The organism is Alphaproteobacteria bacterium US3C007 (assembly GCA_034423775.1).
GTDB classification, from domain to species: Bacteria; Pseudomonadota; Alphaproteobacteria; order Rhodobacterales; family Rhodobacteraceae; genus Thalassovivens; species Thalassovivens spotae.
The window spans coordinates 844,533-870,786 of sequence record CP139918.1 but is presented as its reverse complement, the minus strand read 5'-3'; the positions used below and the strand labels follow the sequence as shown (position 1 = coordinate 870,786).

The following is a 26,254-nucleotide window of genomic DNA, read 5'->3' as shown; positions in this document are numbered from 1 at the left end:
CTTCTAAAATATGCCGTTGGCTCTTTGGAGCTCGCGGATGTAGGCGACAACCATCTTCACATCACCGTCGGTCAGACCTTCAACGGCGGGCATGTTGCCGAACTTCCAATGATGCGCTCTCACCCCATTCCTGACCGCGAGGAGAAATGAAGCGTCGCCATGATGCCCGGGTACATAGGTGATATGAACCAATGGCGGTGCGATCCCATTTTGTCCTGCTGCATTCGTACCGTGGCATTCGGCGCAGGCAACGTTAAACACTTGCTCACCGACTTGAGCATTTGCAGAAAGCTCCGACGGCATATTCACTTCAACAATCGGATCACCGACTTCCAGACCAGACAGATTGGCAGGCGTCATGGAATGGCCATTCACTGGCGGTGCTGGCTGCATCTGCTGCCAAACAAGTCCAGCGCCACCGACCACAAAGAAGGTGACAATAAACAACGCAGATTTATCCATCAGAGAAGCTTAACCTGTGTGCCGATAGGTGTGCGGCCAAACACCTCTTCGATCTGTTCATTGTAGAGGCCGATACATCCGTTTGAAGACCGGCGTCCGATCTTGCGTGTATCCTGCGTGCCGTGAATGCGGTAGTACTGCCAGGACAGATACAGAGCATGTGACCCCAGAGGATTGCGTGGATCACCTCCTTCGATATAGGCGGGCCACTCAGGATTGCGTTCACGCATGGCTGGCGTTGGGCCCCACCCCGGCGCGACTTTCTTGTCGATCACTTCCGTGTATCCGAGCCGGGTCAAGTCTTCAGAAAATGGTACTGATGTTGGATAAATCCGCATCTCACCATCGGCCGTCCAATGTTGCAGGAAACGTGATCCGGTGTCCGCCAAAAGAATGCCTTGGCCGATGGCGTCAAAATGATCCTGCCATTCATGCGGCTGAAACGACGCCACGTTGTGTCTCACTTTTTCCAATGCCTGTGCGTTCACGATGGAAGGGGCCGCCAAGGCGGTAGCGCCGATACCTGAAACAAAGGTTCGGCGCGATAGAAGTTGCGTTTTCTTACTCATCTAACTTGCTTTTTTTATCTGCTTTCCCTCAGTTCTAACTGCACAGTGGGATTTCATGAAGAGTCAGCGCGCTGGTTTTTTGTACTGATATGTAACGCCTATTGGGCAGCCGCGGAAATGTTGCACCCACGCGGTGTGTTACGATGTTGTCACGCCAAGAGCGCGACGTTTGTCACTCTTCGATCGGGGCGTATCGGGCGCATCAGCTGAGGACACATGGGGCTTTACGTTGCGTTCAAATGGAAGTCGCACAGTGGCGCGAAGCCCTACCTGTGGACGGTTCGTGAGCGTGACTGAACCGCCGTGTTCAAGGATGATACTTCTTGCGATCGACAAACCGAGCCCATGACCGCCAGTATCATGCGATCGCGATGTCTCAAGTCTCACATAGGGGCCAAATACCGCCTCAAGTTCATTCTCTGGAATTCCGGGACCCTGATCGTCAATTTGGATTTTAGCATACCCATCGACGACTTCCCAAGAAACACGCGCTTCCATTCCATAGTGAATGGCATTCTCGATCAGGTTTCGAAGAGCGCGTCGCACAGCACTTGGTTTGGCAGGTACGATCAATGGTTGGTCCGAAAGGAGCGATAGACCATCTGTCGCCAATCCCGAGAGTAGCCCGTGAATATCTGTTGGGCAGACCTCTTCATGCTGTCCAACGCCTTTCGCGAAATCCAGCGTTGCATCCACCATCTGCTGCATCTCTTCACCGGATGCCACGAGAGACGCGCGCGTTTCATCATCGTCAACCATTTCTGCGCGCACTCTGAGGGCCGTCAGCGGCGATCGCAGATCATGGGCGAGTGCGGCCAGCATTTGTGTGCGATCCGAAACAAACCGAGTCAGGCGGTCTTGCATCGTGTTAAAGGCCTTTGTCAGATCCTGGACCTCTTTGGGACCTACTACAGGCAGTGATCCCTCGCCGGCGCCGCGTCCCAATCGCTCAGAGGCATCCGCCAACGTATTCAGCGGGCCAGTCAATCGCGTGAGAAGGAACCAAAAGCTCGCAAGCAACAGAAGCGTTGCAGTCAACACAAAGGACACGTTAGACGCGGTCGACCATTGCAAAGGTGGCCGCTCAAACCGTGTACCGACATTCAGCCAGTCCCCACCTGCTAAGGCGATGGATAGCTCCATTTCAATCGCGGCCAAACTGCCCTGCATCATTTCTGCATGCATCTCGGCCATCTCAGGCGATAGGTTTGGTAACGGTAGCAAACCTTGTTCAATCTCATGAACCTCAACCCGAATATCACGGCTGTAGCTGTCACCGAGCAATGCGCGCACGCGGGCCTCGACGGCGCCTCCATCGTCGTGATTGCCGTGTGCAACCGATGGCACGTCAGATAGGTCAAATCTCACCAAGGGTGATGTCGCCGCCTGAATGATCCGGGCATGTAGATCGGCGGGTGCCCCTTCGACTAACTGCGCAACATTGGCAGCGCGGCCAGCCGCTTCAGCACCAATCGCCGCTTGCACCGCGAGCGATCGTTCATCCACAAAAAACCAAAGACTGAGCGCTTGGGCTACAAACAGCACACCCAAAACCAGCAACGCAATTTGTGTTCTTAGTGTCCAAGCCATGCGCGTCACTCCATGACCTCAACTTCGGCGGTAAGGCTATAGCCGCGATTTCTGATCGTCGCGATGACGCGAGGCCGCAATACGTCCTGCTCGATCTTGCGGCGCAAGCGACTGATCTGATTGTCAATCGTCCGATCCAACGGGCCGGCTACCCTGCCCGCGCTGAGTTCAAGAAGCTGGTCGCGGCTGAACACCGCCCGCGGTCTTTCCAAGAGTATCGTGAGTAATTTCAACTCACTCGTTGTCAGCATCGTCCTGTTGCCATCTTCATCAAAAAGAGTGCGCCCATCATAATCTAATTCCAGATGGGCAAAGCGGAGCTTTTTGCCGGAAAAGGGCTCGATTTCCGGAATCTGTTGCGTGCGCCGGAGGATGGCGTTGATACGCGCAAGCAATTCTTTAGGATTGAATGGTTTTGACAAGTAGTCATCCGCACCACCGTCAAGTCCAGCAATCCGATCATCATCATCGCCCATCGCGGTCAGCATCAAGATAGGGGTTTTCGACGTTTGGTGAAGACGCTTGCAAGCGCTCAATCCATCCTCTCCCGGCATCATGATGTCCAAGACGATGAGATCGAATTTCGCCTCAGTCAGCTTCGTGTCCATCTGCTCTGCATCTTTGGCAACAGAGGTGCGCATCCCATTACGCTCAAGATAGCGAGAAACGGACTTTCGGATTTCCAGGTGGTCATCAACGACCAGAATGTGCGGCATATCGATCATATGGGTCATATAACTGTTGTGGAAGGGGAATGCCCGTCCCATGTTTGTAACCAAATGTAACAAGATCGGTAGCCGTACGCCGCTCGACTTCGCGGGCCGCAAAATCTACCTTTGTACGAACCAACTGAGGAATACCCCATGAACAGAAGGCATTTCATCGTAGGAGCGTCAGGATTGCTTGTGGCAGGTCCCGCAGTTGCGCAAACTGCACCCCTTATGCAAGTCGCTAAGACGCCAACTTGTGGCTGCTGCACGGCTTGGGTCGAACGGATGGTAGATGCCGGTTTTTCCGTCGAGGTTGAAGACGTCGATCAAGAGGTTCTTTGGGCCATGAAGGATGGCCTTGGCATCACGTCCGACCTGTCCGGTTGTCACACAACGCTCATAGGCGACTATTTTGTTGAGGGCCATGTTCCAGCCCGCGAAATTCAGCGTATGCTTGCCGAAGCGCCAGACGCACGTGGATTGACAGTTCCCGGAATGCCCATGGGCTCGCCTGGGATGGGTGCGGCGGGAACAGGTGACCCCTATGAAGTCTTGCTTGTCCTGAACGATGGTTCAACGCAGGTTTTCGCAAGCTACGCCTGAAGTGGCGCTGCAAGACACCTTTCGCAAACACTTCAGCCTTAATCTGCCTTTCGGTTTGTTTTGCTGGAACCTGACGCTTCTCAGCATTCTAAGCCTGCTGCCATTTCTGGTCTTTTTCGTCGCCCTTACGCCGGACTTCGCCAAGATACTGGTGACAAACACAACAGCCCTCAGTCGTTTTTCGCGGCAGGTTGTCACCAACGGTTTGCCTGTCATTTTCTTTATCAACTACATTGGTTTCATTGCAGCAAATCGGGTCTTGCAGAACACCAGCCGACCGGCACTTCGCCATATCGCTTTGGATATCTCTGCGCGCGCGGTTGCCTTCGTTGCACTGCATGTCTTGGTTTACGTCCTGTCCGCGGATTGGTTCGGCTCATTTGGCGGTGACCGCCGGACGGCGCTCCTTGTTGTCGGGCCAACACTCGAACGTTCCTTTCTGTTCGAGAACATATCGGGCGTATACCTCTACGCGCTTCTGCCGGGTGCGGTGTTCACCTACTTGGCCGTATTATCCGACTCCGCCGACACCAAGAAAGGTCCATTGTCAGCAAGGCCGGTTTTGGTGACGATGGTCGCTTGCATTGGTCTCGTGCTCATGGTCACACTCCTGTCCATGGCGCTGACGCAACTTTTCAGCAGATCATAAGAGCTGGTCAAAGGTGCTGCAGTCTGTAGATGCCTCTCCGGGGGTTGAGTAGTTTGCCTTCAGAAACCAATTCTCGCAAAGCGCGATATGTGGCTTCATGGGTCAGCGAAACAGTGGCCGCGAAGTCGATGACAGTTCCGATCAGCAACCCTGCTACGACCCCGGCGTATACTCTGTCTTTGGCTGACCGAATGGCAAGAATTTCACGCATCTGTCGTGCCTGCTGAATTTGGACAGACAGTATCTTCCAATATCCCTTCGCGAAGTCATGCTCCTGAAGCCCCTTTAAGACCGCTGTTTTGTCGATGATGAGCACGCTTCCGTTTTGTTGTGCCACCGCATCACAGTGATAGGTTTCAGAGAAAAGCGATGCCTCGGCAAACCACGTTCCAGGCGTCGCGCGATGTATCATTATGGTTTCGCCGTCCTCGCTTACCCGGACCAAATGCACGGTGGTATCATAGGCAACAAAAAGACCAAACGTCCGATCGCCGTCGCGAAACAGATGATCTCCCTTCTGCACTTCTAACGATTTTACAGCCGTCTTTGGCAAAAGGTTGAAGGGCGTCGGTATCATATGATCAGGATCATATAGGTTCTTGAAGCAGGTTGGTATCCGCAATTCTGGAAAATCGATGGAGAGATCAATGAAGATCTTACTCACTAGCTTCTTTGCTTGGATCGCATTGGCGACATTGGCGGCATCACAACACGCGCACACAGATCACGCTGATATGGGTGGGAAACTCAACCTTGTGTTGTCACAGCCTGGTCAAGGTGCATTTGCTGCGATTGCCGAAATCACACAAGTTTTGCGGGAAGACGCCAGCACTGACTGGTCGAAGGTCAACATCACGGCCCTGCGAGAGCACTTGATCGATATGGATTTGGTCGCTACGGACGCCAGTGTTGCCGCATCCCCTACCCCGCAAGGCGCAAGCTTCGTCATCACCGGGGATGGGCGCACGCAGCGGGCAATCAAAACAATGGTCCCTGCTCATGCACCATTCCTTGCTGCGCAGACCGGATGGGGCGTTGTGGTCGAAGAGATCGACAGCGGCGTTACCATGCGTGTTTCAGGAGATGCGACACAGATTGCTGCGTTGGGTTTCATCGGCCTGATGACGATAGGTGCTCACCACCAAGAGCATCACTTGATGATTGCCCGAGGAGGTGATGTCCACTAAGCTGAAAGGCGTAGGCAAGTTTCCTGACAAGGAATTTTATCACAACCATCAGACAAATGAAGTTAATACAAATGAGTGACTAACGTTGCTAGAAGTTTGCACTGGTCAAAGCTAGAAATCTTGGTCATGCTTTGCTGGCATTTGAGGATGACTTGATGAACTACCGAATTCTGTTGCTTTGTATTTCTCTCTTTGGGCTTTCGGCATGTGCAAGCGTTGCGCCTGAAGATGACGTTCCGCTTAATCCATTTGTCGACGAGTTGCCGGAAGGCGTCTTGGCGATTGCCGCCCCTTTTCAGGACCTCAATGCGGTGATGATAGACACAACTGACGGGTGCTATGTCTACCGGCACGCCGGTCCAGTCGAAACCACTTTCCTCCCACTTCGCACCAAAGGCGGTCGGCCAATTTGCACCAGACTGCCGGAACAAAGTGAGGCGGGTTGAGTTAGAGAGCACTGCGTTCCGGTCTAAGGGGGTCAAACCCAGCGAATGCAAAATCATATGCCAAGCGCTTGCTTCCCCATAGTAGTCATTCAAGTGAAGTTCAGCGAAGGTGACCCAGCCGCATATCCCAAGTAGGATAAGGTTCCCAAACAAGGTTAACATGGGAGCATGCACAGATACCGGAGCAAGCACGGTATAGCGTTTTGGAGACAACAAACCTGGCGCTGGAGAGGCTACAGAAAATAAGATCGCGGCTAGCGTTCCGGCTCTAATCGCCAAACCCGTATATCAGGACGCCCTATATCATGCCTCCGCGTGCCCGTGGTCGATCATTTCCCTCCGTTCCACGAGCGCTTGTCGCACAATCTGGAACGATGATGACAGAAAAAGCCCCGCCATGATCGTCGCGACAATCAGGTCAGGCCAGCCGGTTGCTGTCCCCCAGACGCCCAAGGCTGCGAACATGACGGCGACATTGCCGATGGCGTCATTGCGCGAGCATAGCCACACGGACCGCACGTTGGCGTCACCGTCCTTGTAGCGCACCAGTAAAATCACACTGGCAAGGTTCGTGAGCAAAGCCAGAAAACCGACAGCGCCCATAATCTCGGCTGTGGGAACCCCGACATAAAAAACGCGATAGACTGTCGATCCTAAGACCCAAAGCCCCATGAGCAAAAGGCTGAAACCTTTGAACAGCGCGGCATTGGTGCGGGCGCGAAGTGACGCCCCGATGACGGCCAGAGAGATACCGTAGGTCATTGCATCGCCCGCGAAGTCTAGCGCATCGGCTTGCAAAGCCTGTGACTGCGCCAAGTGGCCCGCCGTCATTTCAACAGCGAACATTATCGCATTTAGTGCAATAACGATCCAAAGTCGTCGTTTGTAGTCGTCCGATACGCCGTCAAATTTGGCGTCATGTCCGCAGCAACCTGCCATCAGATCGCCTCCCGCGTTTGAAAGTTTGATTGAACCGGAACAAGGTTCGCCTCGCCCCCTGGGATCGTTGGGACATGGCCTATCCGCATTTTCTTGACGCGGTGATTCATCCAGTGACGCACGATTAGGCGATACAAAACTCCCTTCACACCCGACAACTGCCTGTGATTTTCATAGAACGCGTCAGGATCATCGAATTTGCCGAAGTCGTGGTTGATGCCAGTCTTTTGGATGTAAGTGCTGGCCTCTCGCCATTCGACGTTCGGGTCCTGCAGGCAGTCTGTGCCCGCACCGTAGGCGCAGAGAGATTGGCGCTCAGGAAAGGCACCTTGGAGAGCCGCGAGGACAGGGGCATCCAGAATAAAGCCCTCAAGGTTCAACCACTGACCATCATGAAAGATTTCGACCCATGAATGGATAATGTTTCGAGGAGCAAGCGGATAGACCAGCTCTGGCACGACCCCGCGTTGCAACCGTTTGTCGATGGTGAAGCCATGGAAGCGGCACTGCACGTAAAGGGCGCGTAGGAGCGCCATAAGCAGGGTGCCCTTGGTGTTGCGCTGCCCGTAGCCGTCAGCCAGCACCTTGGAGGCTGGCAACGCATCATCAGAATTGTAGCCGAACAGAATTTCGTTGCGGACAAAGTCATACGCAGCGCCAATCCGGTCGGTTTGTGAAAGGGACAGCCAGCCGCGGTCAGCAATTAGCCGCTGAATGGGGGGTGCTTCAAAGTCCAGAAGGGGTGTCTGGGACAGGTATTGGTCAGTCATGGTGGCCTCTTGAGTCTGTGTCCCACCTTATCTACAATCTCTAGTGACTAGAGGTTCAAGGGGTTTCTTCATGTTTTCTATCGGCGAACTTTCAAAGCGCACAAAGGTCAAAGTTCCAACGATCCGCTACTATGAGGAAATGCGGCTTCTTGCAGAAGCCGAGCGCACGAGCGGTAACCAACGACGCTACGACAAAGCAGGTTTGGAACGGCTGAGTTTCATCCGCCACGCCCGTGATCTGGGCTTTTCGATTGAAGCTATCTCTTCGCTGATCGAACTACAGGATCACCCAGACCGATCCTGCGAGGCAGCAACCGACATAGCCGTCGCTCAGCTCGCAGACGTACGTGCCAAAATCAAACGGCTGAAATTGCTGGAAAAGGAACTCGCGCGGATTTCCAAGGGCTGCGATGGGCAGGGTGTATCGGAAGACTGCTACGTTCTTGCATCTTTGGCTGATCACGAGCTCTGTCACAGAAAACATTGAGCCGCTAAAGCGGAAATTTCGACGCACCACTCCAAAATGCGCTACGTCTTCCCGAATCTCATGATTTCTTAAGGTGTTACTCTGCACCTGAGCATAATTGGCCCTCACTTAGGTCAGATCAAATTCGCTTGGCGCAGTCACAGCATTCTCCGGAGGATAGAGGAATGCTGTCGAACCGGTTCTGACCTCGGCATGCAAGTCAATGATATGTGCCATCACCATGCGCACGCATCCAGAGCTCGCCCGGCTACCGATTGATCTTGGTTGAGGTGTTCCGTGGATGCGCAGGTAAGTGTCCCGGTTCCCCTCGTAAAGATAAAGCGCGCGCGATCCCAAAGGGTTCGTCGGTCCGCCATCCATTCCATCAGCAAAGGGCCCGTAAACGTCTGGTTCGCGTTCAATCATTGATGCAGTTGGGGTCCATATCGGCCAACGCGCCTTGCGTTTGATGTTGTAGATGCCCGGCTCATACAAATCACCCCGTGCGATCGCCACGCCGTAACGCATGGCCGTACCATCACTCTGAATGTGGTAGAGATATCTTGCGATGGCATCTACATGAATGTCCCCGGGCACGAGGCCAGGATTCGCCGCAACTCGCTGCGGCAAGAAACGGGAATGCAAGCCCCAAGGGTTTGACGTTGCGGGGTCATAGTTTGACGGAGTTACCCGCGCATCCCATCTCGCCCACATGGATCTGTCGGATATGGGTGTTTTCTTTGCCTCGACAACATCCTGTTCCTGCGCAAGTGTCGGCAACGGTGCTGCAAACAAGGCGGCAGTAGAAGTCAGAAAATGGCGCCTATTCAACTGATATATGTTCTTCTCTTTTGGCTTTGCCTTACAAGCACTCGGGGTAGGCATCGAGATGCCCTTGGGACTTTTGAAGACTCTTAGACACAACGATTCTATCAATCATCCAGAACAGTAAACGCGAATGTGATCGGGTAGCTAGTGCTAATATTTATCGAAATGTATCCTTGACCCTCGTCTACTGGAAGCTTGTAAGGCTGTGCTCCAGAAAAGTATGGAGAAAATGGACTATGGCAAACGAAGATCAGCAGCAAACAGCGGGTTCGTCAAAACTGATGCATTACGGCATGATGGTATGCTGCGCTGTCATGTTGCTTCCTGTCGCTGCATTCTTGCTTGCGGGTGGGACGATTGCCGGGATGTGGAACAATCTCGGGCTTTTTGCGCCAATCGCACTTTGCATTGGCGCACACGTCTTAATGTTCAAAATGATGGGCAAATCATGCCACAGCTCGAAAGAGGAACAGGACCAAGAACCCGTTGCAGATGCTAGCTTCGAAGACGCTCGTGCATCGGTTCCGGAAGTTGCCCGCCAATCGTAGGCCTGCATGGCGTCTTTCGCTAGCAACCGCGAGCCTCATCACTCTCGGCGAGTGCTCTACCGTGGAAACTGAATGTCCGTATGACGAAAGCTCTGTTGCGCGTGATCTGGTTCTTCCCGAGGGATGCTTCTTGCAAGGGGGCATAGGCGATCAGCTTCAGAGTGTATCTTGCGCTGATGGCAGAACGGGTTTCACATTCTAATTGGGCCGTAAGTCGTCTTATTCACCTTTGGACGGGCTCACTGATTTCTCCGCGCTACTGTTCTGCTTCAAGTGCTAGCCGGATTTGGCGCGCTGCCACCTCCTTGTCGTCAGCGTCTGTCTCGCGATATTCGCGGTAGCTCACATCAGACGCTGCCCCTTAAGTTCGAATCTAAACGTAGTTTCCGCCTTAGATGAGATATGGGTTTTGACCTGCCTGATCGTATCAAAAAGACCCTAATTTACTGTCAAACAGATGTTTTTTGTAACCCATTTGTAACCCAAAACAATAATGGGTTCAGATGTTTATCTTTTAAGTTATTGATTTAAGTGGTGCCCCCACACGGCAAAACTAATTCAATAAAATTATTTATTATCATATACTTAAAATAATACAGATTTCAAAAAGCGGTCCCAAAAGCGGTCCACAGAAAACAAAGACACTCTATGAATATTCCACGTTACGGAGTGACAACGGAAATCGAACGTAAAGCATCACAGCCAAGCAGATGATCTCAAGGCTCGTTTTAAAGTACCTGAATGGAGAGTGTTTTGTCATACGGCGAGGCTACGAAACCGCACTGCACGGCTCAAGTTAGTTTTGTCTGATAGTACCGTCCACGCCTGTACAGACGTTCGTTAGATCAGTCGGTATTGAGCAGCTTTGTTTCGCAAAAAGGGCAGTCCTCTATCCATAACCTCCTCAAAACTTGGTGCGACCGGACGCCAAACGGACAAACCATTCGCAATTTCTGGGGGCATGTTAATGAAGCTCTCCATAGCCAAGCCGCCCTTAAATTCGATAGCGGCAAGCGCGCCAAACACCTCGTCCCAATTACAGCAGCCTTCACCAGGCGTTCCGCGATCACTTTCCGACAGATGGATGTATTTAAGGTGTTCTCGCGCATCCAGAATTCCGTTCGCCACGCCCTTTTCCTCGATGTTCATATGATATGTGTCGAGGTGGATGAAAATGTTGTCCGACCCGATGCGTTCGATCATTTCACGTGCTTGCCAGCCAGTGTTGAGCAAATGTGTCTCGTAGCGATTGACCGGTTCGATCCCGAATTGCAATCCAAGCGACTTCGCATACTTTGCAGAAGCTTCAAGCGCTCCGGCAACGTTTGACAGCTCACTTTCAGTGGGTGGTTGGCCTGAACGCTCGCCGATACCCCCATACACGACACCAGAAACCGCCATGGTGCCCATCGCCTTAGCGGTATCGAGTACAACCTTCAAATAATCTATTGCTCCCTCTGGGTTTCTTGACGGCCAAACAGCTTCTGGAAGGCCCAATGAACAAACGGCGTTCATCTCGTGGTTTTCCAACAGTTGACGCGTGTGTTCGGCATCAACCGACGGTGCATCAAGAAGTGCGATCTCCAGAAAATCCATGTTATAATTGACCGCAGCCTTTACCGCGCGCTCTGCCCCTTCGCGGTCCCACTGCATGGTCCACATGCTGGTATGAACACCAAATCCTTGCATTTTTCTTCCTCTCCTTCTTCGTGTCTTGTTTGAACGCCGTCCAACAGTGACGCTAACCGCCTTGGACGTCATCGGGCGTCTCTCGCGCCAACAGCGCAGATGATTGCAATGCTTCAAAAGCTTGGAAACGACGGGTGTGTCGCTGTTGATGCTGCCCGGTTGCAGGCGTGTAGACACGACCCAGCGACGACATGTCCTTCATCGCTTGCGCAACTGTTGATTTGTGACCAGATGCAACTGCACCCAACATCGCAGACCCTAACAATACCGGTTCCGAAGAGCCTGATTCTGCGATTGGAATATCTGCTGCATCGGCAAGCAATTGCTTAACGATTGGGTGTTCTCCCGCTCCGCCACTTATGACGACCAGTTTTGGATTCACGCGGTTCTTGGCCTGCACATTTAGAATTTGGCGCAATCCGTACCCAAGGCCTGATATCCCAGCGACATAGAGGCTTATCAAACTGCTCATTGTGATATCTGCATCCAAACCCGAAATGATAGCTTTCGCATTTGGGTTGGCAAATGGTGCTCTGTTGCCCAAGAACTCAGGGACAACGATTTTCTCTTTCGTCAGCAGTATTGCATCGGAAACGTCATCAACCATCTCAGCGATCTGTTCTAGAAGATAGGAAAGTAGATGCTGACCCGTATCTGCGGCTTTTGAAACTGCTGCATCATAGGCGGGATGAAACCGCATGAGCTGGGCAATGGCTTCACCAGCGGCGGATTGACCACCTTCGCTGAGCCAGAGCCCCGGGACCATCGCCGAGTAATAAGGACCCCAAACGCCAGGCACAAAAGCTTGCTCTTTGGAGGAGGACATCGTGCACGCAGATGTTCCGAAAACATACGCCATTCGGTCCTGTGGCAGACCTTCGGCACCGACTGTCCCAAGGCCACCGGCATGAGCATCGATCAACCCTGCACCGACAGGTGTGCCAGTTTGCAATCCCAACTCGGAAGCGGCCTTGGGAGATAGGCCGCTTCCGAGGGGTGTACCTGCATCAACAATGGACTGACCGATCCGCGCAAAGCTGTCATCGATCAGCTCCTCTAGACCGATGGCCCTAAAGTAACTCTGATCCCACGACTTTTCGTGAGCAAGATACGTCCATTTGCAGGTCACCGTGCAAACTGAGCGCGAACGATCGCCAGTTGCGCGCCACGTTAGAAAATCAGTCAGATCGAAGAAATGGCCTGCGCCGTGATAGGTTTCGGGCATCTGCTCTTTCAGCCAAAGCAGTTTAGGCGTTTCCATCTCCGGTGAGATACAGCCGCCAACGTAATTGAGGACACGATGGTTCGTTGCGTTGATGCGAACGGCCTGCGCAATCGCACGATGATCCATCCAAACAATAATGTTCTGGGCGCTTTCACCCGTAGCACTTACCGTGAGGGGCTGCTCGTCTTTACCGAGAACGACCAGAGAGCATGTTGCATCAAACCCAATGCCTCTGACATCTGACGCCGCTATGCCAGACGTTTTCAGGGCTGCGGTGACACTCTTGCACACACAGTCCCAAATATTCTCACTTGATTGTTCCGCGATATCACCGGGATACCGAAACTGATCAATATCATGAGCTACACTTGCAAGAAGACGTCCGGCTTCATCAAAAATGCCTGCGCGCGCACTTCCTGTTCCTACATCTATTCCAACGAAATAGTGGTTTGTGCTAATAGTCATACGTTCCTGCAACTCCGATTGAGGTCCCAAAGATGGATCAAGAGGTCCGTTAAAGTTCAAGATTGTTCGGAACGAGCACCAGATCGCGGATTGTAACGTGGCGTGGACGGGTCAGCATAAACATGATGCAGTCCGCAACTTCTTTGGGCTCCATAAGGCTACCGTTCGCGAGCGCTTCATCCAACTTTGCCTGTGGCCAGTCATCAAGCAGTGCTGTGACAACAGGGCCTGGTAAAATTGCTCCAACGCGAATGCTATGTTCGGCGACTTGGCGTCGAACGGTATGGGTGAAGGCCTGAATTGCATGTTTTGATGCTGTGTAAACTGGCTCCCAAACAACGGGTATAACGCCAGCCACCGAACTCGTCATGATGATGTCGCCACCGCCATTCTCTTTCATAATAGGCAAGACGGCATGCACGGTGCGAAACGCTGCATTAATGTTCAAGTTCAGCATGCGATCCCATTCATCGGGATCGCCTTCCATCACGTGACCGCCGATGTACCCACCTGCGTTCGCATGAAAAATGTCGATTTTTCCGGCGACATCCAAAATGCTTGGAACCATTTTGGATATGCTTTTGGGATCCAAAAGGTTTGTGACGATTGGGAAGGCGTTTTCGCCAAGGTCATCACAAAGTTGAACCAGCTTTTCTTCTGCATAGTCCACCAGCGCAACCTTCGCGCCAGCATCCAAAAGCGATTTGGCTGTTTCAAGACCAATGCCCGATGCGGCGCCCGTAATGGCAGCCACTTTTCCCGCTAGACAGTTTACCATCATTTTAATTCTCCGCAGAATTGAAGCCGAAGCTGCTGGTTAGTTGATGCGTTGGTCATGAGCGTCGAACAGGTGACACCGTTCAGGATCAAAACTGAGGAAAATTGTATCCCCGCGCCCGAAGCTACGTTCACCGACAGCGCGAACGGTAAGCTGGCCAAGCTCTGGAACATCCACATAAAGAAAGGCGTCACTGCCAAGCTGCTCTTCAACCGTGATCGTCCCTTGCCAGTCTCCCGCATCGTGGGAATAGGAAATGTGCTCGGGCCGGATCCCAAGTGTCATCTTCGATGTCATTTTGGTTGATTGGACATCCGAAATGGTTTGTTCAACTTTATCCGCAATCAACACAGTGCTGTCTGACTTTGGTTTAGCCTGGAAAAAATTCATCTTCGGTGACCCGATGAAGCCTGCCACAAAGACATTGGCTGGCCGGTCGTAAAGGTGAACGGGCGTATCAAACTGCTCGACTTCGCCGTCTCTCAAGACAACGATCCGGTTTGCCATCGTCATTGCTTCAACCTGATCGTGGGTCACATAAATCATTGTCGCATCAAGTGACGCGTGAAGTTTGACCAGCTCAATCCGCATCTGAACACGCAAAGCAGCGTCCAAATTGGACAGTGGTTCATCGAACAAGAACACAGCAGGCTTGCGCACAATCGCACGGCCGATAGCCACCCGCTGCTGTTGACCGCCTGACAGCTCACGCGGCTTACGATCAAGAAGTTTTTCCAGTCCGAGAATTTCAGAAGCTTCGGTGACCTTCGCGTCGATTTCGCCCTTGGGCAGACTCGCGATCTTCAAACCAAAGGCCACATTATCGCGCACCGAGAGGTGCGGGAAAAGCGCATAAGACTGGAAGACCATTGCGATCTGGCGGTCTGAGGGTTGCGCGTCGGTGACATCTTTACCTGCGATTGAGACAGATCCACCGCTCATCGTTTCCAGACCAGAAATCAAACGCAAAAGCGTTGATTTACCGCAGCCAGAGGGCCCTACAAAGACGACGAATTCGCCATCTTTGATGTCCAGTGAGATGTCTTTGATAACGTCGACCTGGCCAAAGCTCTTCTTGACGTTGTGTAGTTCTATCTGCCCCATCTTGGTTTCCTTTTCGCATTATCTCGCGTGGGTTTCTGAGCAGGGTTAGCCATTTTTGACGGCGCCCATGGTCAGACCCGACACGATGTGTCGTTGCATGATGAGTGTGAAAATGATTGGTGGTAGGACCTGGATGACTGTCGCCGCTGAGACGAATTCCCAGTACGTTCTGGACAGCGTCGAAAAGCCCGAGATAACCACTGGGAAGGTCTTCGCATCGCTGGATGTGAGGAAAAGCGCGAGCAGCAGCTCATTCCAAGCAAAAATAAATACGAATGTTGAGACCGTTGCGATACCACTTTTAGTGAGAGGAAGTGCGACCTGCCAAAACGTTTGCCACCAGGTGCAACCCTCAATCCGCGCCGCCTCGATGATCTCTTTTGGAAGATTGCGGAAGAACGACATCGCCACCCAAACCGCGAACGGGAGATTAAAGCCTGCGTAGACGATGATCAATGCAAGGTGAGTGTCGAGCATCCCCAGGCCATTGAAGATCATAAAGAGCGGTACAGCTGCCGCAATCGGCGGCATCATCCGTGTAGACAAGATCCAGTCGGCTAGAAAATTGTTTGTCTTGAACTGGAAATTTACGAGACCAAATGCACAAGGAAGTGCGAAGATCATACATAGCACAGTCGCGCCGAGTGTTATTATCACTGAGTTCAGCAAAAACTTCCAATTTTCCGCGAACAGCGTTTTGAAATTGTCCAAGTACGTGAAGTCGGGCCACCATACTGGCGGGATCGAGTAGATATCGACGGGTGTTTTGAACGCTCCCATGAACATCCAAAGGATGGGCAGCGTGAACACCAGCATGATGAAAATTGCAGCCGCATATGAGCCGAGATTACTAGAATTACGCATTTTGCATTTTCCTCAGGAAGCTAACTGCAATGGTTGTGACGAAGATGCTGATGACCAAAATGATGACAGCTGCTGCAGAACCATAGCCAACGTTGAAGAAGGCAAAGTCCTGTCGATACGTGAAATACGTCAACAATTCAGTGTTGTCTCCGGGCCCACCGCGGGTCGTGATGTACACAAGATCAAAAAGCTTCAAATTATCGATAACGCGAAGAATGATCCCGATCAGGATAACGTCCTTGATCGCTGGTAGTTCAATCCAACGGGCGACATGCCACCACCGGGCTTTTTCAAGTGAAGCTGCCTCGTATAGGGATGATGGGATCGACACGAGACCAGCCAACATCAAAAGCATCATGAATGGCGTCCATTGCCACACATTGATCGCGATGATGGACCAAAGTGCGAGGTTCGGATTGGCGAACCACGAAATTGGTTCGACACCTACACCCGAGAGAATGTAGTTCAGGATACCGAGGGTCGGGTTTAAGATGTAGCTGAAGATAAGCGCTACGCAGAGCGGTGTAATCATCATTGGCAGGATCGACATAGACCGCAGGAAGTACCCGGTTTTCTGCTCTTTAAGTGACAAAAACACTTTTGCGCAGGCAAAGGCGAGAATGACTTCGAACACGATCGATGTTGTCGTCAAAACGAACGTGTTCTTCAGCGATGCTAGGAACACTTCGTCCTTGAATAGATTTACGTAATTTTCGAACCCAACGAAGAATTTCTTGTGCAATCGAGTGAGCTTGGCTTGATACAAGCTCAAGTAGACCGAATAGATGAACGGGAAGATGCTCATAAACATCAGGTAAACTACGGCTGGGGCAATGAATGCGGCCCGTACCAAGCGTTCGTCCCGTGTGAGAGAGCCTTTACGTTTTATTTTCTCAGTTTTTGTTGCGGCTTCTGACACGACTTCGATCCAAGCATTTCAGTGTGACGCTCTGCGCCCTATAATCAAAGCGGGACAGGCATCATGTTTTCGTTCCGCCGCTGCAGCCTCTTACAGGCATCATACGACACTTTTTACTTTCGCAGAAGGGCATGCGTCCAAACTGGAACCCCTCAAAAATGTCTCTAGTGGACTTTGGAATCTGGGTTTCAATTGGGACTGCCACTGCAATTCCATTGACCTGAAACCGTTTTTCCTCTTCAAGTCTTGAGACGAACCGGCCTGCTCTTGTTTTGCGATATGCAGCAGGCCGGGTCTATGGTGTCCTGCATATTTGCAGGGCACCTGCTTGACTTAACGTTCCAGCAAACCTTCGCCTTGCAAGATACGCGTCACGTTTTCATTGGCTTTATCCAGCGCTTCTTGAGCAGAGATTTCACCGATGATCGCGCGGTTCACTTCAAGTCCGATCGCGTCGATGACCTGGAATGTTCCTGGGTAACGAGGACGACCATCTGGCCATGCAGCTTGAGCAGATTCATAGAGCGTTGGCGTCCAGAATTGATCTTCGTTCACCTGTTCATCTTGGAACGCGGAGTGACGTGAAGGAGGGCCACCTGCCAGAACAAACTGAGTATGTACCTCAGGAGAAGCAAACCACTTCATGAAGTCCCATGCCGCGTCTTTGTTGTTGGAATGCGCGTTGATGCACATGATCCAACCACCAACTGGCGGAATAGATGATTGACCTTCCGCATGTGGGAACATCGCGACATCGAAGTTTCCATTGACCTTTGAAACGGCGGGGTCGGTGAAAAGTGGCGTGCGCACTGACCAGTTGTTGATCATTGCAACTTGGCCCTGTGTGAACGCATTTGCGCGTTCGTCCCAAGCAAAGCCTTCGACGCCAGCGGGGCCATACTGAGCAATCTCGTTAAAGAACTCGACCATGGCCACAGCTTCAGGCGAATTCAGCGTTGGCGTCAGATCGCCGTAAACGTCATCGGACCCAACGAAGTTTGTGACCCAAGGGCTGCCACCAGCAGAGTAGAGCCATTCAAAGTACTGCTGACCAGCAGCTGCACCACGTTGGAAGTTCATTGCCATTCCGCCTTCCAACTCAGGGAAATTCGGATTGTCTTTGAAGAACTCAGCTGCGCTTAACATTTCTTCGAATGTCGTTGGCGCGGCAAGACCGGCCTGTTCGAAAAGGTCTGTCCGGTAGTGCAGCATATGCCAGTATCCGGCGACGGGAAGGCACTGACGTTGACCATCCCAGCTCGCCTGACCGGCAAAGCTTTCCATGTAGTCGTCCCAAGCGATGATGCTTTCGTCGGTTGCAGCAATGCGGTCCTCAACCGAGTCGATACAGCCGGACTCTGTAAATTCGCCAGCCCAGATACCATCGATGAAAAGGACATCGTATGTATCATCGCCTTGGCTGCAGTTCAGGATCTGTTTTTCGTAAAGACCACCGTAACCCAGCTCGTCCATAGAGACGTTGGCACCAGTGACGCCGGCAAAGTCAGCCATCACTTCAGTTAGTGCGCCCGTAAATGGATCATTGATTGTTTGTATCCGAAGATCCGTTCCGGAATGGTCTCCGAGTTCGGCAGACCAATCAACGCTATGGCCGTCCGCCAATGCGCTTCCCGCCAAGGTCATACCGACCAAAGAAAATGCGCATGATGTCGTGAGTAATTTATTCATTATTTCCTCCAAGTACTCTCTGTTATGGCTCTATGAACCCTTATGTGTGTCGGACACACTCCTCCCGTTCACTGAAGACATCGTCTCAGCGTTCGAAACTCAATTCTGTCGGTTAGAACCCACTCAAATCCCGATTAGAGTGCGCCCAATTCGCGATCGGCGGGTATCAAGTCACCTTTGACGCGCTTCATAATTCCAAGTCATGTCTCGATCCCCCCAGTGTTCAGTCTTTGTATTAGGCTCTCCTACGGAGTCGCGGGTCACAAGCTCGCACTCCAGTACAATGTTTATGACAGCGCCAGTCTGCCCGTTAATACGGCTTAAAAGTTGCGTCCAAACAGCACCCGCAATCCTTTCTACCGGTTGGCGAATACCTGTGATTTTTGTGCGGCGTGCAGACATCCACGCGTAATCATCGAAACCCACAACTGACATTTGCGCTGGAAGATCAATCTGGCTTTCAGCGATAAATCGAAGAACAGATAAAGTGGCCATGTCGGTTGTTGCGCAGATTGCCGTTGGCGCCTCATTGCCTTCAAACCATTCGCCCAAAACTTTCACGCCCCGCTCCGGATCTGACCCGACCTCAATAATACGAATTGAACCACCAAATTTCTCCACGCCTTTTTGGGCGCCGCGCGCACGCTGGCGAATAGGGTGGATAGACATATCAGATGCTGCAAGCAGGATATTCCTGTGTCCCATGCTTGCTAGGTATTCCGCAGCCAGCTCGCCTGCACCAACATTGTTGATCGTGACGGTGTCCGCGACATCGAAATTTGCAATTCGATCAACCAAGACACATGGAGGCGCGTCTCCGCGGACGAGACGTTCTGGCAGTTCATCTGTGCAAGGTATCACAATCATCCCTGCAGGTTCCCATGCCAGCAAAGCCTCAATACGACCCGCTTCTACTGCTTTGTCATCGTCGGAGTTCCCAATAATGATCTCGTAGCCATCAGCCCGTGCAAGGTGCTCAACTTCTGTGATGATTGATGTAAAAAAAGGGTCAGACAGGTCCGGAACCAAAACGCACACAACACTGTTTCTGCCGCTTCGCAAAAGTGAGGCAGCCTTGTTCACAGTATAGCCGAGCGCGGCTGCGGCACCACGCACCTTGCCCGCCAAATCAGCGTTCACAGGTTTGCGTCCGCTGAACACATTGCTCACCGTGGCCGTAGAGACGCCCGCCGCCTTTGCGACATCTTTGATTGAATTTTTCTTCATTCGTCCCCCCAATAAAACGCTGTTAAACGTTTTACAGTTAAACGTTTAACTTGCTCTCCTGCACCTGTCAATACTATCTGTGCGGTAACTGCTCAGGGTCTGAGGTCGATGCACAACAGAAGGAGCGCCGTCTTTAGGAACGTAAGTTATTGCTACCATTCGAGGGTGCTGTCAGACGAATTCAAACTCGCGTCAGATAATTGGCACAGCCTGAATCTATGCGCTCAATAGTTGGCGCCACTCAGTAAGAGCGGCGGTTCGATTGAGCTTGAAATTGTCTCGTGAGTAGAAGTGGCGTTTATCTGACGCCGCACAGCCAACCTAACCCCACACCCACCCCACATCTCACTCGAGACGCGGGATGGGCTCTAAAGCCTGATGTCAAATGCGAGGTCGAAGCGATTTATAGTCCGGGCACTCTCACCCCTTCCACAATGTCCCGCTTCTGCGCATCACTGATGCCCGCGGAGTACAGCCCATAGGTGAGCTTATTGGCGGAGCGTGCGGAGTGATGCCCCACAAGAGTCGCGGTGAAGTGCTCAGGGACACCTGTGCGCTCACACTGGGTGATGAACCACTTGCGGGTGGAGTGGAAGACGCTGCCTCTGAGCTCAGGATGACGGCGGCGCAGGTAGGCGTAGCGCTTCACCACCTTATCGACAGTGAGATACGGAAACAGCCTACCAGCCTTCGGCAGAGCGGTATCCAGCAGGTGCTCAAGGATACCATGCAGCGGGACCTCTCGCTCTGCAGCCTTGGACTTCAGCAGACGAACCTTGTTGGGCTTGATGCTGACAAACCTTCCCAGGTTCCCCTTGGCTGTGACGTCCTCAGCCATGAGCCCACAGATCTCCCCAGAGCGCATGCCCGTGAGAAGCCCGAAGAGCAGTGCACTGTGCAGTACCCTGTCCTTGGCTGCTAACAAGACGCTGACCTGTTCATCCGTCAGTACCCCATGGGGATGAACCTCAGGCCGGTCTTTGATCTTCAGGGCTTCCCAGGGGTTGGCGCCTAGCTCCCCTTCGCCAACACACCAGTCAAGGAACTGGGCCATCTGCTTTAGGATGCGCGCCTGGGTCTGCGGTGCCAGAGTGATACCCTCAGAAGCGACTGACAGGCTTGCAAGCTCAACCAGGCCCGCGTCCTTGCCGTCCCTGTACTTGCGCACGTTGGGAGAGAGCTGGGTGATGTACCCCAGGACCTCCTTTCCATGGCTCAGGGACAAGTCACCAACAGCATGCTTGCCCAGATGAGAGGTCAACAGCTCAAGCGCAAAGCGCACCGACTTGAAGCTACCAGGGCGTAGCCGCCGAGACACCTCAGCAAGGTAAGCTTTGGCGAGTTCTGCTACCAACCGCTCACCCACAAGACGAGCACGCTGATATCGAGGGCGACCCACAGCCAGTCGAGGACCTTGGGTAGTAGTGGCAGGAGCGGTGTGAGGGGTAGCAACGGCATGGGCCTGAGCCTCCTTGATGATGGTTGTGAAGGTTTGGTTCAGCTCAGCCACACGGGCCTTTGCTTGAGTGGCATCCCCTGTCTTGAGAGACTGCTTGAGGGCAGTGCCAAGGATGGGCTGCAGAGCCTTGGGGTAGGTTCTGCGGTAAATCCAGGTGTTGTGGGTCTTGTAGGCGTACTTAATCTGTGGCGACATGACGTCTCCTTTCTGGGGCAATTGCCCTGGTTTGTGTGATGGGGTGGGATTTTGTGAGCAGCGCCAAGGAAGAGCAGGGACTAAGCCCTTCCCTGACGCCTGCTCGGACTAGGTTGGTCCCGCTAGGACTTGCAGAACCAACGCAATGTCTGGTTCTCCGTACTCCCCAGCAAGGGGACCTGTGAGGGCGGTGCCTGTGATGCAGTCCTCGAAGACCTCCTCGACCAAGAACCGGTGTGAGGGGATGTCGTCAAAGCCAGCAATCAACACAGTACAGCCAGGGGTGATGGTAAGGTCCGTCATCCTAAGCCTTCCGCAACAGAAGGTCAGGCAACAGCAGGCCTAGAGTAAGGCCCAGTGGGACTGGAAAGGGGAAGGGCTTTATGAACTCAGGCAGTCCCGCCAGAACCACAAGGGCACCAGCCAGGACTTGGGGAATGCCAAGGGAAATCCCCCAGCGTTTCTTCAGCTGCCACTGCAGGACAAGCCGAAGTGCACCCCCTGCAAGAGCAAGGGCTGTGAATAGGGTAAGCATAGTCGTTCTCCATGATGATTGTTATCATTATAGAGGCCTAAAAGTTCTCAGTTTTGGGATGGAGTGGACTGGACCTTCAAGTACCCAACTAGCCAACTACCTGACTACCCGGACTAGAATCTTGCCCTAGGCTTTGATGCTCCTTCGATTACTCCGCATGCTGATGGAGGGTGACGCTACCCGCTTACGGGCCCCCTATGTGGACACACTAAGCCCCCCCTATATGCCCCTCAGTAGTGGTACCTCGGCGGGTAGTGGATGTTCTTGTCGGTGGTGACATGCTATGTTGCCACCCTCCCTCGGGTATCCTTACGGGTCCCCTATATGAAGAGGGGTTAGATATTCCCCCTTAGGTCCTTGTGTATTGATGTTATTCTTATTGATTATCCACAACAACACACCTCCACTAGATATCCATTCCAGGACTAACCTAAGGTCACATCTGGGGTGATACCTGTGTGCTCCTTGAAGACCTTCTTCATGACAGCCTTGGCTTTGTCTGAGTTGTCATCCTGAACAACGACCGCATCGTGAATGGGAAGTGCAACAATACCTTGGGTCTTTAGGGTCAGAAGAACATCGACCAAGATATCGGACTCCTTACGGAACAGCTGCATTCCTATCCCTGAGGTCATTTGTGGGTAGATTGCTGGATGCTTTCTCGCCACAGCCTCGAGGATGTCGTTGATGCTGTACCTTGAAGGTATGAGCTTTCGGACACCCTTGGGCATCTTCGTGGGTACCTTACTGCTGTTGATGAGAGCTTGGATGACTGTTTTGATGCCCTTGCGGTAGTCTGTTGGAATGCCTTCTGCTGACAGGTCATACAGGTCTCCTTCAGGAGGTTTGGTACCTGTCAGTCCATACAGGATGGCAAGGCTCATCTGTCCGTAGTCTAGCTCGACACAACAATCACCCTCGATGAGGATATGCTCCTGACGCTCATCCGAAGACATGGCTTGCCAGAATCCACCGTAGAGCCTCCCGCCCTGTGCAAAGTCGGAGTTGTTGAAGATGCGACGTAGGCGACGTTGGGTTGGGTCCACTTGGGAGTGACTGCAGCTGATGTCAGCAGTGTCGAGCCAGGCATTGATGTCGTTCATCTGCTGACGCAGAGAGAGTGTGGTCTTGTCATCATCATACTCTTGATACGCAGCAATGCTGTTGGAATGACGCTTAGGTGCGCGCAGGATTAAGACCTCATCTTCGGGCGCTTGGCCCATGTCACCCCTCGTGATGTCAAAGCCGTCTATGCGGGACAGTAGCTTTGGACCTGCCCTCAGTATTGTTTGCTGACCACCCGCAAAGGCTACGTTAAGGTCATCATCGACAATCTTGAAGGTGCTGTGGCCTTTCTCGACAACGACAAAGTCCATCTCAGGTGCTGACATTACCTTTAGAATGTCTGGAAGGGTTTTGCCCAAGGCTGTCCCTTTGTAGCGTGATTTTGACCTCAGGACTTTATTGCTGAGGGGGAGGTGGATGCTGTCGTTGTTATGCCCAAGCTCTACAGCACACAGGTCGCACAGGATGGCCTCAACTGTACGTTCATACGTTACCTGATCGGCTGGTCTTCGGGCTCTCTTGCGGGTCTCGTAATAAGCCTCATACCCGCTCATTTGGATCTGTACTTCTGCGATGAGCGCCATCAACTTATCAGTCTTTGCACACAAGAACGGGTTAAATGCTCGGGCTTTGTTCATTTATTTAATATCCAGTAGAATATTTACGACCACACCCGCTCCAATTGCTCCCGCATGACCTCAAGTGCATACCCTGAGCCATAGTTGGCAGCCACTGTGTTGGTGCTGTGGCCCAGGATGGCCAGGGAGATGGCCTCAGGACAGCCAGTATTGCGCAGCTTGTCCTTCATGCGGTGGCGTAGGGAGTGCATGGTAATCTTCTTGTCTGTGATGCTCCGGCGCAAGCGTTTCATTAGCATAGCAGAGGCAGCATCTCTGCCACGTGGGCGCGCGTAGTCAGGAAATATAGGCTGGGTATCACCCTTCCCTCTTCGATGTTCCTGCAGCAACTCTAGGGCCCTCTCGCTTAGCGGCAGTGTCCGCTGTGACCCTTTCGTTTTGAGTGTTCTGACGCCATTGGGCCTGATCGTGATAGACCGCTCCTGCAAGTCGACATCCTGCACCTCCAGGCCCGTTATCTCCGATAGGCGCGCTCCTGTATCCGTCAGAGCGACAAACAGAGCATGGGCCACAGGATCATCGTCAAAGTTGGGTCGTACCATGGCGAGGTCCTGATCACTCATCGGCAACCTGTCATCTACAGTTGCCAAGGCGCCCTTGATCCGAAGGCCGTTAAAGACATTGGGGATATTTAGACTATGCTCCGTTATGACATAGTTCACTGCAGCCCTGACAACAGTGATATACCGATGCACTGAGCTCGGCTTCATGCGCTGCAGCAGATAATCTCGCAGGGCGTTCGCATCAGCTCGGGTAATCTCATTCAGGGGTGTATCCGCAACCCGCTGCTTACCGATGGCTGCTCCAAGGTCTTTGCGAAGCCTGACCACCCGCAGCTCTAGCTCACGGCTCTCTCCTGCATCGTCTGTTTTATACTGCTGATACTCTCCCAGCGCCTTCTGCAGCGTCAAGGCTGGCTGCTTTAACCGACCCGTGTAGATTTGGGTGACGATGTCATCTGAGAGCTTACCTGCGATATCTCTCGCCAGTTCATTCAGTGCGTAATCTTCCTGGCTGTACTCGACCACCTGCCCCGCCAGCACTTGCTCTGCCACTTCACTTCCCAAAGCCCCTCGGATGATTGCCAAGGCTCGTTCACCAGACGGCACATGCGCTTCATTGCGAAACAGTTTGTCGATCTCATTGTGGACCTGCGGCAGGTTTCGCATCGCTTCAGCATAGCTCTCACCCAGCTGCCGGTACAAAGTCGCCTTGCCAATCAAGCCCACCAGCTTCTTTGGGACATTGCGCTTGTAGCGGTACGATCCATTAGCTCTACGGAAGACATAAGCGGGGAGTTTTGGCATGTTCTTGTCCATCAATTGACTGTCAGCTCAAACATGACTCGTTTCAAGCGCTGAGTTCGCTCGTCTGTGACAAATCAGGTGGAGAACACGACCAAGTGGTCCCGAAAGCGGTCCCGATTAATGGTCCAATATACTGACATCATGATGTTTATTTTGTTTTTAAGCGGAAAATGGTGCCCCCACACGGACTCGAACCGCGGACCTACTGATTACAAATCAGTGCTTCTGTTTCTTTGTTATTCATCTGCCTAATTCCATTCTAACTATGCCTCTCTAAAGAAAGCACAATGAGCAAATCAAACACACTTCTTTGACCAAAAACCGTGCAATTACACGCTTAAATCCTGTGTAAGTCACCAACCCGCGTAGGCTGCCACACAGAGCGGCACGATTAAGTTCGAGCCCGCACACCGCAGCACAGACGACAAAAGACACCATTTCGATCAACTAGCTCCAACGGGCGGTTGCGACCTCTGAGGTTTAAGCCTCTCAAAATCAGCCTGTGATGTTGCGATACTGGTCGCTTTTGGCATTCCAGATGTATTTGTCGGAAGCGGATCAGACCTCGAACTTGGTGCCTTTTGTATATTGGGCTTAGGCACTGACGCTATTGCTTTTCCCACGCGCGATTTGGGTTTACTCTTTGCTTTGACCTCACCACCTTTGAGCCGTGTATCCAGCTTGTTGGCTAGAAAGCTTGCAGTGTTAGCAAAGGTTTTGATGTCATCAATGGCCTGCTCAAGACTGCCACTGCCAGAGCCTTTCTCAATAACATCAATCAGGCGGCGCAGCTCTTCACGATCGTTCATTGCGGTGCCCCCTAACTCGCGCGCTTGGGGCCTGCAAAAGACCACCTCGGATTGTTAAGTACTGGCCTATAAAAAACCACAGCGCAGATTTTTGAGGCTGTATAACCCATTTTGGATGTGCACTCATGGCGCCATCCTTTCTGGTGCACGCCACACAGCCTCAGCTTGCCTTGAAATGGCACTGTCACATAGGGCTTTGAGGTTGATCAACTTAAGTGCCCACGCTTTATGACCCTCAGCATCTGACCCATTCAGACGCGCTGCATAATGGCCTAGCTTGTTAGAGCAAATCGCTAGCGTCTCTACACTTGGATCAATGCGGTTATAACGCAGCACACGGATATATCCTTCACTGCGCCCAAGCCAGCTGCGACAAAACTCTGGGGTGTTGTGCACAATGCCAGTGGCGATCAATTCGTCTCTTAGGTGTTCTAGTAATCTTATGCTCATATGTTGCCTCCAATGCGCTGCTTGCACTGGTATTTATCTCGATTGAGCGAAGATGCGGTGTTTGTGCGC

Annotated in this window: 27 protein-coding genes and 1 pseudogene; 6 read left to right on the top strand and 22 right to left on the bottom strand. The window is 52.4% G+C overall.

Annotated elements, in window-relative coordinates; translation table 11 throughout:
* Nucleotides 1-3 precede the first annotated feature (3 nt).
* The 4 genes from UM181_04350 to UM181_04335 form a co-directional block, all read right to left on the bottom strand.
* Nucleotides 4-462 (bottom strand): c-type cytochrome, encoded by a 459-nt coding sequence (locus UM181_04350; GenBank protein WQC63844.1) that lies wholly within the window; start codon nt 460-462, stop codon nt 4-6.
* Entirely contained in the window at nt 462-1,031 is a 570-nt protein-coding gene (locus UM181_04345) for a L,D-transpeptidase (GenBank protein WQC63843.1), read from the bottom strand. The genes UM181_04350 and UM181_04345 overlap by 1 nt, the downstream gene beginning before the upstream one ends.
* Nucleotides 1,032-1,169: 138 nt before the next feature.
* Nucleotides 1,170-2,621 carry an ATP-binding protein gene (locus tag UM181_04340; protein ID WQC63842.1) on the bottom strand — a complete coding sequence of 484 codons (1,452 nt, stop codon included), beginning with the start codon at nt 2,619-2,621 and terminating at the stop codon, nt 1,170-1,172.
* Between the two features lie 5 nt (nt 2,622-2,626).
* Nucleotides 2,627-3,346 carry a response regulator gene (locus UM181_04335; GenBank protein WQC64695.1) on the bottom strand — a complete coding sequence of 240 codons (720 nt, stop codon included), beginning with the start codon at nt 3,344-3,346 and terminating at the stop codon, nt 2,627-2,629.
* A 138-nt stretch (nt 3,347-3,484) separates the two neighbouring features.
* Here UM181_04335 and UM181_04330 point away from each other — a divergent pair, with 138 nt between their 5' ends.
* On the top strand, nt 3,485-3,934 hold the full coding sequence (locus UM181_04330) for a DUF411 domain-containing protein (protein ID WQC63841.1): 450 nt from the start codon (nt 3,485-3,487) through the stop codon (nt 3,932-3,934).
* Nucleotide 3,935: 1 nt separating this feature from the next.
* Entirely contained in the window at nt 3,936-4,583 is a 648-nt protein-coding gene (locus UM181_04325) for a hypothetical protein (protein WQC63840.1), read from the top strand.
* 7 nt (nt 4,584-4,590) lie between these two features.
* Here UM181_04325 and UM181_04320 read toward each other — a convergent pair whose 3' ends face one another.
* The gene (locus UM181_04320) at nt 4,591-5,247 is read right to left on the bottom strand and encodes a Crp/Fnr family transcriptional regulator (protein WQC63839.1); all 657 of its coding nucleotides are present in this window, start codon (nt 5,245-5,247) and stop codon (nt 4,591-4,593) included.
* Between UM181_04320 and UM181_04315 the strand changes: the two genes are divergently transcribed.
* Nucleotides 5,231-5,770, top strand: coding sequence for a hypothetical protein (locus UM181_04315; GenBank protein ID WQC63838.1), 540 nt, complete (start codon nt 5,231-5,233; stop codon nt 5,768-5,770). The two genes, UM181_04320 and UM181_04315, sit on opposite strands and share 17 nt — an antisense overlap.
* Before the next feature lie 155 nt (nt 5,771-5,925).
* Nucleotides 5,926-6,216, top strand: coding sequence for a hypothetical protein (locus UM181_04310; protein ID WQC63837.1), 291 nt, complete (start codon nt 5,926-5,928; stop codon nt 6,214-6,216).
* Nucleotides 6,217-6,519: 303 nt separating this feature from the next.
* Here UM181_04310 and UM181_04305 read toward each other — a convergent pair whose 3' ends face one another.
* Both UM181_04305 and UM181_04300 read right to left on the bottom strand, forming a co-directional pair.
* Nucleotides 6,520-7,155, bottom strand: a complete 636-nt coding sequence (locus tag UM181_04305) for a cation transporter (protein ID WQC63836.1) — start codon at nt 7,153-7,155, stop codon at nt 6,520-6,522.
* Nucleotides 7,155-7,925, bottom strand: coding sequence for a transglutaminase family protein (locus tag UM181_04300; protein ID WQC63835.1), 771 nt, complete (start codon nt 7,923-7,925; stop codon nt 7,155-7,157). The genes UM181_04305 and UM181_04300 overlap by 1 nt, the downstream gene beginning before the upstream one ends.
* Before the next feature lie 70 nt (nt 7,926-7,995).
* Here UM181_04300 and UM181_04295 point away from each other — a divergent pair, with 70 nt between their 5' ends.
* Nucleotides 7,996-8,412 (top strand): helix-turn-helix domain-containing protein, encoded by a 417-nt coding sequence (locus UM181_04295; protein ID WQC63834.1) that lies wholly within the window; start codon nt 7,996-7,998, stop codon nt 8,410-8,412.
* Between the two features lie 108 nt (nt 8,413-8,520).
* Here UM181_04295 and UM181_04290 read toward each other — a convergent pair whose 3' ends face one another.
* Nucleotides 8,521-9,276: a L,D-transpeptidase gene (locus tag UM181_04290; protein WQC63833.1), complete on the bottom strand. Its 756-nt coding sequence runs from the start codon at nt 9,274-9,276 to the stop codon at nt 8,521-8,523.
* A gap of 179 nt (nt 9,277-9,455) precedes the next feature.
* Between UM181_04290 and UM181_04285 the strand changes: the two genes are divergently transcribed.
* Nucleotides 9,456-9,767, top strand: coding sequence for a DUF2933 domain-containing protein (locus tag UM181_04285; GenBank protein ID WQC63832.1), 312 nt, complete (start codon nt 9,456-9,458; stop codon nt 9,765-9,767).
* 658 nt (nt 9,768-10,425) lie between these two features.
* Here the strand turns inward: UM181_04285 and UM181_04280 are convergent.
* The 14 genes and pseudogenes from UM181_04280 to UM181_04215 all read right to left on the bottom strand — a co-directional run bounded on the left by UM181_04280 (nt 10,426) and on the right by UM181_04215 (nt 26,185).
* Nucleotides 10,426-10,527, bottom strand: a pseudogene (locus tag UM181_04280) (IS6 family transposase).
* 80 nt (nt 10,528-10,607) lie between these two features.
* A complete protein-coding gene (locus UM181_04275) occupies nt 10,608-11,456 on the bottom strand; it encodes a sugar phosphate isomerase/epimerase (GenBank protein ID WQC63831.1) in 849 nt (282 codons plus the stop codon).
* 52 nt (nt 11,457-11,508) lie between these two features.
* A complete protein-coding gene (locus tag UM181_04270; GenBank protein WQC63830.1) occupies nt 11,509-13,146 on the bottom strand; it encodes an FGGY-family carbohydrate kinase in 1,638 nt (545 codons plus the stop codon).
* Between the two features lie 49 nt (nt 13,147-13,195).
* The gene (locus UM181_04265) at nt 13,196-13,924 is read right to left on the bottom strand and encodes an SDR family oxidoreductase (GenBank protein WQC64694.1); all 729 of its coding nucleotides are present in this window, start codon (nt 13,922-13,924) and stop codon (nt 13,196-13,198) included.
* A gap of 39 nt (nt 13,925-13,963) precedes the next feature.
* Nucleotides 13,964-15,028 carry an ABC transporter ATP-binding protein gene (locus UM181_04260; protein WQC63829.1) on the bottom strand — a complete coding sequence of 355 codons (1,065 nt, stop codon included), beginning with the start codon at nt 15,026-15,028 and terminating at the stop codon, nt 13,964-13,966.
* 45 nt (nt 15,029-15,073) lie between these two features.
* Nucleotides 15,074-15,892 carry a carbohydrate ABC transporter permease gene (locus tag UM181_04255; GenBank protein ID WQC63828.1) on the bottom strand — a complete coding sequence of 273 codons (819 nt, stop codon included), beginning with the start codon at nt 15,890-15,892 and terminating at the stop codon, nt 15,074-15,076.
* The gene (locus tag UM181_04250; protein ID WQC63827.1) at nt 15,885-16,811 is read right to left on the bottom strand and encodes a sugar ABC transporter permease; all 927 of its coding nucleotides are present in this window, start codon (nt 16,809-16,811) and stop codon (nt 15,885-15,887) included. The genes UM181_04255 and UM181_04250 overlap by 8 nt, the downstream gene beginning before the upstream one ends.
* Before the next feature lie 333 nt (nt 16,812-17,144).
* Nucleotides 17,145-18,500 (bottom strand): extracellular solute-binding protein, encoded by a 1,356-nt coding sequence (locus UM181_04245; protein ID WQC63826.1) that lies wholly within the window; start codon nt 18,498-18,500, stop codon nt 17,145-17,147.
* A 171-nt stretch (nt 18,501-18,671) separates the two neighbouring features.
* Nucleotides 18,672-19,727, bottom strand: coding sequence for a LacI family DNA-binding transcriptional regulator (locus UM181_04240; protein ID WQC63825.1), 1,056 nt, complete (start codon nt 19,725-19,727; stop codon nt 18,672-18,674).
* A gap of 403 nt (nt 19,728-20,130) precedes the next feature.
* Nucleotides 20,131-21,381 (bottom strand): tyrosine-type recombinase/integrase, encoded by a 1,251-nt coding sequence (locus UM181_04235; GenBank protein ID WQC63824.1) that lies wholly within the window; start codon nt 21,379-21,381, stop codon nt 20,131-20,133.
* A 960-nt stretch (nt 21,382-22,341) separates the two neighbouring features.
* Complete coding sequence (locus UM181_04230; protein ID WQC63823.1) at nt 22,342-23,619, bottom strand: hypothetical protein; 1,278 nt, start codon at nt 23,617-23,619, stop codon at nt 22,342-22,344.
* Nucleotides 23,620-23,642: 23 nt separating this feature from the next.
* On the bottom strand, nt 23,643-24,938 hold the full coding sequence (locus UM181_04225) for a tyrosine-type recombinase/integrase (protein ID WQC63822.1): 1,296 nt from the start codon (nt 24,936-24,938) through the stop codon (nt 23,643-23,645).
* 431 nt (nt 24,939-25,369) lie between these two features.
* Nucleotides 25,370-25,735, bottom strand: coding sequence for a hypothetical protein (locus tag UM181_04220; protein ID WQC63821.1), 366 nt, complete (start codon nt 25,733-25,735; stop codon nt 25,370-25,372).
* Between the two features lie 123 nt (nt 25,736-25,858).
* Nucleotides 25,859-26,185: a DUF6626 family protein gene (locus UM181_04215; protein WQC63820.1), complete on the bottom strand. Its 327-nt coding sequence runs from the start codon at nt 26,183-26,185 to the stop codon at nt 25,859-25,861.
* Between the last annotated feature and the right edge of the window lie 69 nt (nt 26,186-26,254).

Coding starts and splice junctions, on each gene's coding strand:
- UM181_04215 (WQC63820.1), bottom strand. CDS start 26,185: ATGAGCATAAGATTACTAGAACACCTAAGAGACGAATTGATCGCCACT.
- UM181_04220 (WQC63821.1), bottom strand. CDS start 25,735: ATGAACGATCGTGAAGAGCTGCGCCGCCTGATTGATGTTATTGAGAAA.
- UM181_04345 (WQC63843.1), bottom strand. CDS start 1,031: ATGAGTAAGAAAACGCAACTTCTATCGCGCCGAACCTTTGTTTCAGGT.
- UM181_04305 (WQC63836.1), bottom strand. CDS start 7,155: ATGGCAGGTTGCTGCGGACATGACGCCAAATTTGACGGCGTATCGGAC.
- UM181_04235 (WQC63824.1), bottom strand. CDS start 21,381: ATGTCGCCACAGATTAAGTACGCCTACAAGACCCACAACACCTGGATT.
- UM181_04245 (WQC63826.1), bottom strand. CDS start 18,500: ATGAATAAATTACTCACGACATCATGCGCATTTTCTTTGGTCGGTATG.
- UM181_04350 (WQC63844.1), bottom strand. CDS start 462: ATGGATAAATCTGCGTTGTTTATTGTCACCTTCTTTGTGGTCGGTGGC.
- UM181_04295 (WQC63834.1), top strand. CDS start 7,996: ATGTTTTCTATCGGCGAACTTTCAAAGCGCACAAAGGTCAAAGTTCCA.
- UM181_04315 (WQC63838.1), top strand. CDS start 5,231: ATGAAGATCTTACTCACTAGCTTCTTTGCTTGGATCGCATTGGCGACA.
- UM181_04330 (WQC63841.1), top strand. CDS start 3,485: ATGAACAGAAGGCATTTCATCGTAGGAGCGTCAGGATTGCTTGTGGCA.
- UM181_04290 (WQC63833.1), bottom strand. CDS start 9,276: ATGCCTACCCCGAGTGCTTGTAAGGCAAAGCCAAAAGAGAAGAACATA.
- UM181_04335 (WQC64695.1), bottom strand. CDS start 3,346: ATGATCGATATGCCGCACATTCTGGTCGTTGATGACCACCTGGAAATC.
- UM181_04270 (WQC63830.1), bottom strand. CDS start 13,146: ATGACTATTAGCACAAACCACTATTTCGTTGGAATAGATGTAGGAACA.
- UM181_04260 (WQC63829.1), bottom strand. CDS start 15,028: ATGGGGCAGATAGAACTACACAACGTCAAGAAGAGCTTTGGCCAGGTC.
- UM181_04310 (WQC63837.1), top strand. CDS start 5,926: ATGAACTACCGAATTCTGTTGCTTTGTATTTCTCTCTTTGGGCTTTCG.
- UM181_04240 (WQC63825.1), bottom strand. CDS start 19,727: ATGAAGAAAAATTCAATCAAAGATGTCGCAAAGGCGGCGGGCGTCTCT.
- UM181_04275 (WQC63831.1), bottom strand. CDS start 11,456: ATGCAAGGATTTGGTGTTCATACCAGCATGTGGACCATGCAGTGGGAC.
- UM181_04340 (WQC63842.1), bottom strand. CDS start 2,621: ATGGCTTGGACACTAAGAACACAAATTGCGTTGCTGGTTTTGGGTGTG.
- UM181_04285 (WQC63832.1), top strand. CDS start 9,456: ATGGCAAACGAAGATCAGCAGCAAACAGCGGGTTCGTCAAAACTGATG.
- UM181_04230 (WQC63823.1), bottom strand. CDS start 23,619: ATGAACAAAGCCCGAGCATTTAACCCGTTCTTGTGTGCAAAGACTGAT.
- UM181_04225 (WQC63822.1), bottom strand. CDS start 24,938: ATGGACAAGAACATGCCAAAACTCCCCGCTTATGTCTTCCGTAGAGCT.
- UM181_04255 (WQC63828.1), bottom strand. CDS start 15,892: ATGCGTAATTCTAGTAATCTCGGCTCATATGCGGCTGCAATTTTCATC.
- UM181_04300 (WQC63835.1), bottom strand. CDS start 7,925: ATGACTGACCAATACCTGTCCCAGACACCCCTTCTGGACTTTGAAGCA.
- UM181_04265 (WQC64694.1), bottom strand. CDS start 13,924: ATGGTAAACTGTCTAGCGGGAAAAGTGGCTGCCATTACGGGCGCCGCA.